Source organism: Acidobacteriota bacterium (assembly GCA_016208495.1).
Classification (GTDB): Bacteria; Acidobacteriota; Blastocatellia; order Chloracidobacteriales; family Chloracidobacteriaceae; genus JACQXX01.
This window is the reverse complement of sequence record JACQXX010000137.1, coordinates 1-8,894: the sequence shown is the minus strand read 5'-3', so window position 1 is coordinate 8,894 and position 8,894 is coordinate 1. Positions and strand designations below refer to the sequence as shown.

Here is an 8,894-nt window from a genome sequence, read left to right as displayed (position 1 = left end):
GGTCATTTCCTTGATATATAACGGTGTATACAATTTATGATACTTTCCTGTATACGATTTAATGATACTCAACAACCCTGAACCCTGAACCCTGAACCCTGAACCCTGAACCCTGAACCCTGAACCCTGAACCCTGAACCCGAAACATATGCTTTCTGAAATTCTGCTCTTAACTGGAATTGCGCTGGCCGTTGCTTCGGTGATGATGGTCATCATCTGGCTGATTGCCCTCAAAATAAATAACTTTGGAATCGTTGATATTGCCTGGTCCTATGGGTTTTCACTCATTGTCCTGGCGTTTTTGATGGTTGGAAGCGGAACGTGGACCCGCAAAGGGTTGATTGCCGGGATGGTAACCTTGTGGAGTCTCCGGCTTGGAACCTATTTGTATATTCGAGTGATGGGTCATCATCCGGTCGAAGATGGTCGCTATCAAATGTTGCGTGAGGAATGGGGTGCCAACACCAACCGGAAAATGTTCTGGTTCTTTCAGTTTCAGGCAATCCTGCTCGTGGTTTTGTCCGCCCCGTTCTTGCTGGCGGTTATCAATCACCGCCCAGACCTCGGGTTCTTTGAGTGGGCTGGGCTTGCCCTATGGGCAACTGGACTGATCGGAGAAAGCCTGGCTGATCAGCAACTTGCCCGATTTAAAGCCAATCCAGTCAACAAGGGCCGTGTCTGTCAGGTGGGATTGTGGTATTACTCACGGCATCCAAATTACTTTTTTGAATGGCTGGTCTGGGTGGCGTATTTTGTATTTGCGCTGGGGTCACCCTGGGGTTGGGTCTCGCTCTATTGTCCAGCGATGATGTTTTACTTTTTGTTCCGCGTGACTGGCATTCCAATGACTGAAGTGCAGGCGGTCCGAACCAAAGGAGAGGAGTATCGCGAATACCAGCGAACGACAAGTGCTTTTGTTCCCTGGTTTCGCAAAACGGCATGAACTGGATTGATTCATTATTGGAAAAAAATCTCTTGCCGGATTGGCTTATCCGGATGGGCATTCGCCGCCTGCTTGCTGAACGAATTGACATTGAAACCTGTGAAACCATCGAAGATCAACGTGAACGGTTACTTGCGATGGTTCACGAGCTCCGGCAAAGTCCAATCGCCATCGAAACCAAAGCCGCCAACGAGCAGCATTATGAAGTTCCAACCAGCTTTTATCAGTTCTGTCTTGGCAAGCGATTGAAATACAGCAGTGGGTACTGGAACCCTGAAACTCGGACCCTGGATGAAGCCGAAGAACTGATGCTCAAACTGAGTTGTCAACGGGCACAACTCCAGGACGGCCACCAGATTCTTGAACTTGGGTGCGGGTGGGGCTCGCTTTCGCTCTGGATGGCTGAAAAATATCCCACCAGCCGTATTCTCGGTGTCTCGAACTCACGAACCCAAAAACAGTTTATTGACCAGCAGGTCCGTGAGCGGGGGCTTGAAAATCTGGAAATCATTACCTGCGACATGAATGTTTTTGACACTGACCGAAGGTTTGACCGGGTGGTTTCAGTCGAAATGTTTGAGCATATGAAAAACTATGACCGCCTGTTGGAAAACGTGAGCCGCTGGCTCAATCCGGGTGGAAAATTGTTTGTCCATATTTTTGCCCACCGTGAATTTGCCTACCATTTCGTGGCTCGGGATGCCTCCGACTGGATGGCCCGCTATTTTTTCACCGGCGGGATTATGCCTTCAGTTGACTTACTCCTGTATTTTCAAAAGGATCTAAAGATTGAAAATCAGTGGTCAGTGAGCGGTACCCATTACCAGAAAACTGCGGAAAGCTGGCTTGAAAACATGGATCGCCATGAACGGGAAATCCGACCAGTGCTGGCTCAGGTCTATGGGAAAGACGAGGAAACCCGTTGGTGGGTCTACTGGCGGGTTTTTTACATGGCCTGCGCTGAGTTATGGGGCTATCGAGGCGGGAATGAGTGGCTTGTGGCTCATTACCTGTTTTCAAAGTTGTAAGACTCACCAGATTGATTCAAAACCGTTGTTTGGGCTCCAAAGATCAATTATTTTGGATTTCACTGGAGTCCCAGTAGCTTTCTGGAAAGGATTTTTATCAATGTTGAAAATCAAATTGGCGAGTCTTGGATTGTTTATCATTTGTTTTTGCCATTGTTCCGCACCTCCTCCACCAGCCTCACCTCCTCCACCTCCGGCAAAACCAGTTTCGCCAGTACCCCCTGTGGCTCAGTCGGTTCCAGCCAAACCAGCCCAACCAGTTGATTATAAAAAGTTGATTCTTGGAACCTGGGAGGGTGTTTTTGATGGGAAGGTGGAAATCTCCGTCACTTTCCAAAAAAACAACACGGCAATTGTTGATTATTCGATGGGATCCTTCGGGGGAAAGAAATCTGAACCACTGGCATATAGTTTTAAGGATGATCGAACGATCATCCTGAAGAATTATCCCGAAAACCTGGTGATTCACAGCAATGGTCCAGATGAGCTTGTGTTTGAGCCTGAAATAGTTCGCCAGGACAAAGCCTTAATTTACATATGTGTTTATAAAAGAAAGAACTAAACGAAGGTACCAGTTGTAAGCCCTGGACTAAAGGAATTAGGGATGCCAGGTGGCATCCCATTGTGGAAACTGGTGTCACAATCTGGATGAGGGCTGGGGCTAAGGAAATACAGGTCAATGCGTTATCTGATTTCGTTCGTGGATGACACCCTCTTCATAGGCGAGCACCAGTCGTTCCAGAACCCCGATTTTGTGCCGAACCTCTTCACCTTCTTCGGTATCTCCAATTGTCCGCTGCGGGTCATAGGTCCGCAGGTTTTCAACTTTTGGAATGATATCGGCCCCACTGGTAATCGCTTCATTGATTGATTCGAAGTGATGGTGTTCAGCCAGTGCAATACGTTCTGGTGCAAGGATTAAAGTATATCCTCGGTCACCATAGGCTTCAGAAAACGCACCATCAATTGTGACGGCATTCCCACCACGTTTGACCGGTTGTTCGCCTTTTTCAACTTTGACTGGAACGTGACCATTGACGATCAGGCCATCTTCGAAAACCCCGAATTCGCCGCACACCACCCGGCAGAAATCAGCATCGTGGATGAGTTTGAAATAGGGGTTTTTGTGTTCGACGTGAATGGATTTGTCGTCAATAAAATAAGTTTCAAAGGTGGCCATCCGGTCTTTTCCAAACAGTGGTGATCGAGGGCCAGTCCACAGGTACCACAGCCAATCAGCATCAATTCCCACCCGCTCGGCGCCTTTGCGAAAAGCACCACGGATTTTGAATTCAAGTGCATCAAAGAGGCCGCGACCCGAAACATTTTTGCCGTCAACCTCAACCGAAAGAAAATCGCCCGCCTCGTCAACCGGTACGCACCCGTGAAAAATAACTGCCTGGTCACGCCGAAGCCACATGGCTCCCCGGCGGGCAACAAACGACATGTGTTGCCAGAGGCGGTCGCTGGAAACAAAGGATTGCCGCATGCGGTCCATACAGACCTGTTCTTCGTGTGACAGCCGATATGGGTCTACCGGGTCAATCGTGGGGAGGTATGTGTCCCGGAGCGGAAAGACCTTGTCGTCAATCGTGATGGTGCCTTCTTGAAAATTAATCCGGTGGAGCAACGCCCGGTGTTCCATCTCCCATTCCGGATGTCGCCGGATAATTTGGCCTTCGAGTTTAAATTGAATAATGGCAATGGCTTTTTGCATACGGGCGAGCAGGATTTCTTCACGAAGGCCCGTACCTTTGGCACTGAAATATTTCGCCGGATCGTTCCCATAAACGGTGCGAGCCAGTTTTTCGAGTGGCGAAACAATCAACCCGTAGCCTTCTTCAAGTTGAGAGAGCCGCCGATACCGGAGCGAAATCCGCAACACCGTGGCAATGAGGGCTTCGTTGCCAAGACAGGCGCCCATCCAGGAGGCATCGTGATTGCCCCAGGTGAAAGAAACATTGGGTTGTTGCATCAGGTAATCAAGCACTTTATCTAACCTGGGGCCGCGGTCCCCCAGATCGCCAGCCACGACCAGTTCAGAAACAGAAAGGTTACGCACCAGGCGCGAGGCCGCTCTGACGGCGGTTAAATCCCGGTCATAGGGCTCTAGCGCCTCCAGCATGGCATTGATGTATCCGGATCCCCGACCGGCGGCTGATTCATCCAGCAGTTCTTCAAAGAGTTCTTGAAATTCGCGTGGAAAAAGCGACGTGACATGGCGACGGCGATAGTTTCGACCCAGGGCCAGAACAACCTCGAATTGGTGCCGAATGGTGTTTCTGACCCAACGATGCCGAAACCCGCTTTCTTGAAATTGGGGCCGAAGGTGTTCGATCACTTCGTGTGGATAATAAATGGTTGCCAGGAGTTGCTGTTGTTCCTGAGTGGAAAGGCGATTGCCAAAGCGGGTTTCCACCAGAAGCCGGAGACTACCTGAGGCGTTGTTAATAATATGGCGAAGCTTCTTATACTCGCCATGAACGTCGCTCACAATGTGGACCACGCCTTTTGGAAGCGAGAGCCCGGCCTTCAAAATCGAAATCTCAGCCAGGGCCTCATCCGTGGTCGGGTATTGAGACGCTACCGCATGGAGCATCGTCAGTTCCTGGGTGTCGAAGGTCGAAGACATAAAATGTTTCCTCAGAGTCGGATGGGATGAAGGTGAATCGCGAGTAGTCGAAAGTCAGAAGTGGCAGGTCAATGGACGATAGTATTTCATTTCATATCAACTGATTACAAGTAGAAGACAGGTGAAGGAGCAGAAAAAATGACGCCTGAAAGATTGAAAGCGAGGTCCCTGATCACAGGTACTGTTCCAACCCAATGTAAACCCTGCAAGCTCATTTTTGAATTTTGTTTTTACTTTGAGCCGCTCATCGGCACTGACTTCTGATTTTTCTTCTGTGATACTTTTCAACCGCGTCCGTATAAATCAACGAATACTACAGAGCAAGCGTTAACTCCGTTTTCCACAACTTGCTTTCATCACAACAATTTGGATTGAAGGTGTATGAGCTCACAAACCCACGCCATGGGATGGATTCTTCCATTTACTGCCAAAGCCCAGGAAGCTGACTGGGAAGTCCTTTACAAAGAAGAGCTTCCACGGATTTTTAACTTTTTCCGCTATCGAGTTGGGGATGTTTCCCTGGCTGAAGATTTGACCTCAACGACCTTTGAAAAAGCCTGGCAACATCGGGACCGCTATCGCCGCGATCTGGCTGGATTTTCAACCTGGTTGTTTACCATTGCCCGCAACGTGGCTGCCGACCATTTCCGCCGCCATAACGTCCAGGTGCCGCTCGAAGCCATCCACGATGTGCCTTCAGCTTCAAACCCTGAGGCTTCGGCGGTCAAACAGGCGGAGTTTCAGAGGTTATCGGTTTTGCTGGCAACGCTGCCTGAACGTGAGCGCGAATTGCTGGCCCTGAAATATGGTGCGGGGTTGACCAATCGTTCAATCGCGCAGATTACGGGATTGAGCGAATCCAACGTCGGGTCGCTTTTACACCGCACCATTCATTCCCTACGTGAAAGTTGGTAAATGATATGGGGCAGTAGTTAGTAGTCAGTAGTTCGTTAAGTTCATCTGATTGAATTACTTGACTGTGTTCTAATACGAGTCCTTCATTCCAACATGGCATTACCCTTCAAGTGCGTTGGCCTACTGTTCGATTGGTGAGGAGACACCACCGGACAGCCAGTGAGGAATGAACTCGCTGGTTGTTTCAAAATACCGTGAAAAAGAAAAAGGATCGCAACCCGACGTTGTTGATACCCAATGATGAGGAAACCCAATATGGATGAATTTTTGAATCAGTTTCGTGAAGAACCCCGGCCTGAATTCGCTCAAGATTTATATGCCCGGCTTCAAACCCAGAAAGCTTCAACCACGAGCCGTGGAGTATGGAAATGGTCGCCATTGCTGGCGGCAGCCAGTCTGGCCGTTGTGATGGTTCTGGCTTTAAACGTGCCCACCGTGCGGGCGATTGCTCAAAATTTTCTGGACTTGTTTCGAGTCAAGAAATTTGCAGCGGTTTCAATTGATATTGATCGGTTGAAACAACTCAAAGAAGCCAATCTTGACTTTCGGTCTTTACTCACCAGTGACGGGAGTGTTTCAGCCAGACCAACCCCGCCGCAACACGTAGCCACTCCGGAAGCAGCGGCTCAACTGGCTGGAATCCAGGTGCGGACGCCAAAGCTGGATCAGTTTGGATTGACGCTGCGTGATGTCGCCGTCCAACCAGGTCAATCAAATACCTTTACGGCTGACAGCGGGAAACTGCAGGCACTGCTGGAAGCCCTGGAAATCAATGATCTTGAAGTTCCAGCTCAGTTAAACGGCGCCCAGGTCACCATGAATTTCCCAACCTCAGTGATGATGACCTATGGCCGTGAAGAACGAAGCCTGATGTTTGTGCAATCTCCAAGTCCGCACGTATCGCTTCCGGCTGGAGTTCAGTTGAGTCAGTTGGGTGAAATTGCCCTTCGGGTGGCGGGAATGTCACCGTCAGAAGCCCGCACGTTTGCCCAAAGTATAGACTGGCACAATACCTTGTTGGTCCCAGTGCCATCCCAATCGGCAACCTTCCGCGAAGTCACCGTTCACGGTACTTCAGGGATCCTGATTACTTCGATCAATCCCGAAAAGCCAAAACAACAGGTGGAAAATCACCGCCGAAAAGGGGCAATGTTGCTCTGGTCCGAGAATGGAATGGTGTATGCAATGTCAGGCGATACCGTGAGTGTTGATCTGATCGAAATGGCCAATACGATCAACTAAAACCAGGGCTGAGGGCCTGGGGCTGAAGAAAACGGGCTCAGGGTATTGAACCCGGTTTCTTCGGCCCCGAGCTTGCGAGATTTCAGCCCCAAGCCCTCAGACCGAAACCATATGAAAAAACTCGAACTGCTGGTGATCTTATTGGTGATGTGGTTTGCTGGGTTTCTGGCAAATAATTCTGGAACCGTGCCGGTTCAAGTCACGGCCCGATCAATCACACCCCAAAAGCTGTTTGTTTTTTTATATTTGCCAGGGCCAAAGTGGATTGCCGGGAAGTCAGTGTTTGAACAACCCCTGGAGAATCATCAAGCCTATATGGTCAGGCTCGCGAAGGACAAAACACTGATTACCGGTGGGCCATTTACAGATAATTCGGGCGCAATGGGGATCATTCAGGCTGAAAATCTGGACCAGGCTCGCCAGGTCGTCGAACTCGATCCAGCCGTTCGGGATCAGGTGGTTACAGCCAGAGTGATGCCCTGGATACCAGCGGTTTCGGGTTGTGTTAGCACTCACTAAGGGACTGTAAAAATACAACTTCCCGTTTTTATCGAAAGTCACCCGGAGAGATCGAATTTCAGAACAGGAAAAACACGAAAAACACGAAAAAGAAATCCAAAGACTTCAATGGGGTCTGAGCTTTTGTCAGGGAAAGTGCCACCGAACTCAAAAGAAAATGGCTTCGACCCAAATGAAAATCGGGAAGTTGTTTTTTAACGCTCCCTAAGTATCTTGTCATAAGTTTCCTGAGATATTGGATTGGGTAAGTGTTTGATTCTTTTCGTGTCGTTCGTGTGTTTCGTGGTTAAAATGTCTGGAAATTTTCGGTGAGGTACTTAATTGAAGTTCAGATTTCTGAACCTGAAACTCTCACCCACTCAAGTCAATTTTCATGTCATATCAAGTAATTGAGACTCACAATCTCCGCAAAGATTTTGGGACAAAACTGGCAGTTGCCGACCTCACCCTGGATGTGAAACGGGGTGAGGTTTTTGGCTTTCTTGGTCCAAACGGAGCTGGAAAAACAACTTCAATCAAAATGTTGTTGGGATTGGTTGAGCCGACGGCTGGAACTGGATCAGTGCTGGGTGTTCCACTCAACAATCAGAAAGCCAAAGCAAAAATTGGGTTTTTACCCGAGCATTTTCGCTTTCATGATTGGCTTACCGGACGCGAGTTTCTTTATTTTCACGGACGGTTGTATGGCATGAAGCGGCAACAGATCCAGGCACGAATGGAAGAACTTCTGGTTCGGGTTGATATGCAGGATGCGGCTGACCGAAAACTCAACGAGTACAGCAAAGGAATGCTACAACGTATTGGCCTGGCCCAGGCGCTGTTGAATGAACCGGAACTTGTATTTCTGGATGAACCGACTTCGGGACTTGATCCGCTCGGACGATTGCTGGTGCGGGATATTATTCGGGATTTGCGCGACCAGGGAACAACGGTTTTTTTAAATTCCCATTTGCTCAGTGAAATCGAAGTGACCTGTAACCGGGTGGTTTTTGTCAAACAAGGTCGAGTTGTGAAAGAGCACGTTTTGGGTAAAGAAGAGGCCGACGTTGAAGTTGAGTTGAAGTTAGGCACCACATCATCTGAGATTTTGTCTGGCCTCTCACAATTTGGTCATCATCTTGTGCAAACCAATGGACATCTGCGCCTGAAAGTTGATTCAGAAGCCCGACTTCCAGAAATTGCGAGTTGGATTGTGGAAAAAGGAGTTCCTCTCTACAAATTAGCCTCAATTAAAAAACCGCTTGAAACGGTATTTCTTGAAATTATGGGATCGGATGAGCGCCCAGGATGAACGAGAATGAAGAGTGAAGAATGAAGAATTGAGAATGAAGAATGTAGCCTGAATTTCACCCAAAATATCATTACTTGCGACACGACCAACACCGACCGGTTCGGGACACAAATCGCAATTGGGAATCGCCCAGGTTATTGAGTGGAATCGAAGTTCACCGAAATCGAGTCTTCGCGGTGACGAAACTGATTTCCACGTTGTCCTTTATCTCGTGTTTTACCAATTGAGAAAGTGAGGTGACAAAAGAAGGCCCGATCAGGAAAAATGGGAAGATATGAAAAAAACAATACTCAAATTTCCAAATGATCAAGGCCGGGAAGCAGT

At 48.6% G+C, this 8,894-nt stretch carries 8 protein-coding genes; 7 read left to right on the top strand and 1 reads right to left on the bottom strand.

Features of this window, described 5'->3' with window-relative positions; all coding sequences use genetic code 11:
* Positions 1-148: 148 nt before the first annotated feature.
* The 3 genes from HY774_26985 to HY774_26975 all read left to right on the top strand — a co-directional run bounded on the left by HY774_26985 (position 149) and on the right by HY774_26975 (position 2,533).
* Entirely contained in the window at positions 149-943 is a 795-nt protein-coding gene (locus HY774_26985) for a DUF1295 domain-containing protein (GenBank protein MBI4752149.1), read from the top strand.
* On the top strand, positions 940-1,971 hold the full coding sequence (locus HY774_26980; protein ID MBI4752148.1) for a class I SAM-dependent methyltransferase: 1,032 nt from the start codon (positions 940-942) through the stop codon (positions 1,969-1,971). The genes HY774_26985 and HY774_26980 overlap by 4 nt, the downstream gene beginning before the upstream one ends.
* 100 nt (positions 1,972-2,071) lie before the next feature.
* Positions 2,072-2,533, top strand: coding sequence for a hypothetical protein (locus HY774_26975; GenBank protein ID MBI4752147.1), 462 nt, complete (start codon positions 2,072-2,074; stop codon positions 2,531-2,533).
* A gap of 114 nt (positions 2,534-2,647) precedes the next feature.
* Here the strand turns inward: HY774_26975 and HY774_26970 are convergent, their stop codons facing one another.
* Positions 2,648-4,603 carry a fructose-bisphosphatase class III gene (locus tag HY774_26970; GenBank protein MBI4752146.1) on the bottom strand — a complete coding sequence of 652 codons (1,956 nt, stop codon included), beginning with the start codon at positions 4,601-4,603 and terminating at the stop codon, positions 2,648-2,650.
* Positions 4,604-4,984: 381 nt separating this feature from the next.
* Between HY774_26970 and HY774_26965 the strand changes: the two genes are divergently transcribed.
* The 4 genes from HY774_26965 to HY774_26950 all read left to right on the top strand — a co-directional run bounded on the left by HY774_26965 (position 4,985) and on the right by HY774_26950 (position 8,570).
* Positions 4,985-5,518, top strand: coding sequence for a sigma-70 family RNA polymerase sigma factor (locus HY774_26965; GenBank protein ID MBI4752145.1), 534 nt, complete (start codon positions 4,985-4,987; stop codon positions 5,516-5,518).
* A gap of 255 nt (positions 5,519-5,773) precedes the next feature.
* Complete coding sequence (locus HY774_26960) at positions 5,774-6,760, top strand: hypothetical protein (protein ID MBI4752144.1); 987 nt, start codon at positions 5,774-5,776, stop codon at positions 6,758-6,760.
* 111 nt (positions 6,761-6,871) lie between these two features.
* Entirely contained in the window at positions 6,872-7,279 is a 408-nt protein-coding gene (locus HY774_26955) for a hypothetical protein (protein MBI4752143.1), read from the top strand.
* 373 nt (positions 7,280-7,652) lie between these two features.
* Positions 7,653-8,570 carry an ABC transporter ATP-binding protein gene (locus HY774_26950; GenBank protein ID MBI4752142.1) on the top strand — a complete coding sequence of 306 codons (918 nt, stop codon included), beginning with the start codon at positions 7,653-7,655 and terminating at the stop codon, positions 8,568-8,570.
* Positions 8,571-8,894: the final 324 nt, after the last annotated feature.

Excerpts from the sequence above, each read along its gene's own strand:
- HY774_26985 (MBI4752149.1), top strand. The coding sequence starts at position 149 with ATGCTTTCTGAAATTCTGCTCTTAACTGGAATTGCGCTGGCCGTTGCT.
- HY774_26980 (MBI4752148.1), top strand. The coding sequence starts at position 940 with ATGAACTGGATTGATTCATTATTGGAAAAAAATCTCTTGCCGGATTGG.
- HY774_26975 (MBI4752147.1), top strand. The coding sequence starts at position 2,072 with ATGTTGAAAATCAAATTGGCGAGTCTTGGATTGTTTATCATTTGTTTT.
- HY774_26970 (MBI4752146.1), bottom strand. The coding sequence starts at position 4,603 with ATGTCTTCGACCTTCGACACCCAGGAACTGACGATGCTCCATGCGGTA.
- HY774_26965 (MBI4752145.1), top strand. The coding sequence starts at position 4,985 with ATGAGCTCACAAACCCACGCCATGGGATGGATTCTTCCATTTACTGCC.
- HY774_26960 (MBI4752144.1), top strand. The coding sequence starts at position 5,774 with ATGGATGAATTTTTGAATCAGTTTCGTGAAGAACCCCGGCCTGAATTC.
- HY774_26955 (MBI4752143.1), top strand. The coding sequence starts at position 6,872 with ATGAAAAAACTCGAACTGCTGGTGATCTTATTGGTGATGTGGTTTGCT.
- HY774_26950 (MBI4752142.1), top strand. The coding sequence starts at position 7,653 with ATGTCATATCAAGTAATTGAGACTCACAATCTCCGCAAAGATTTTGGG.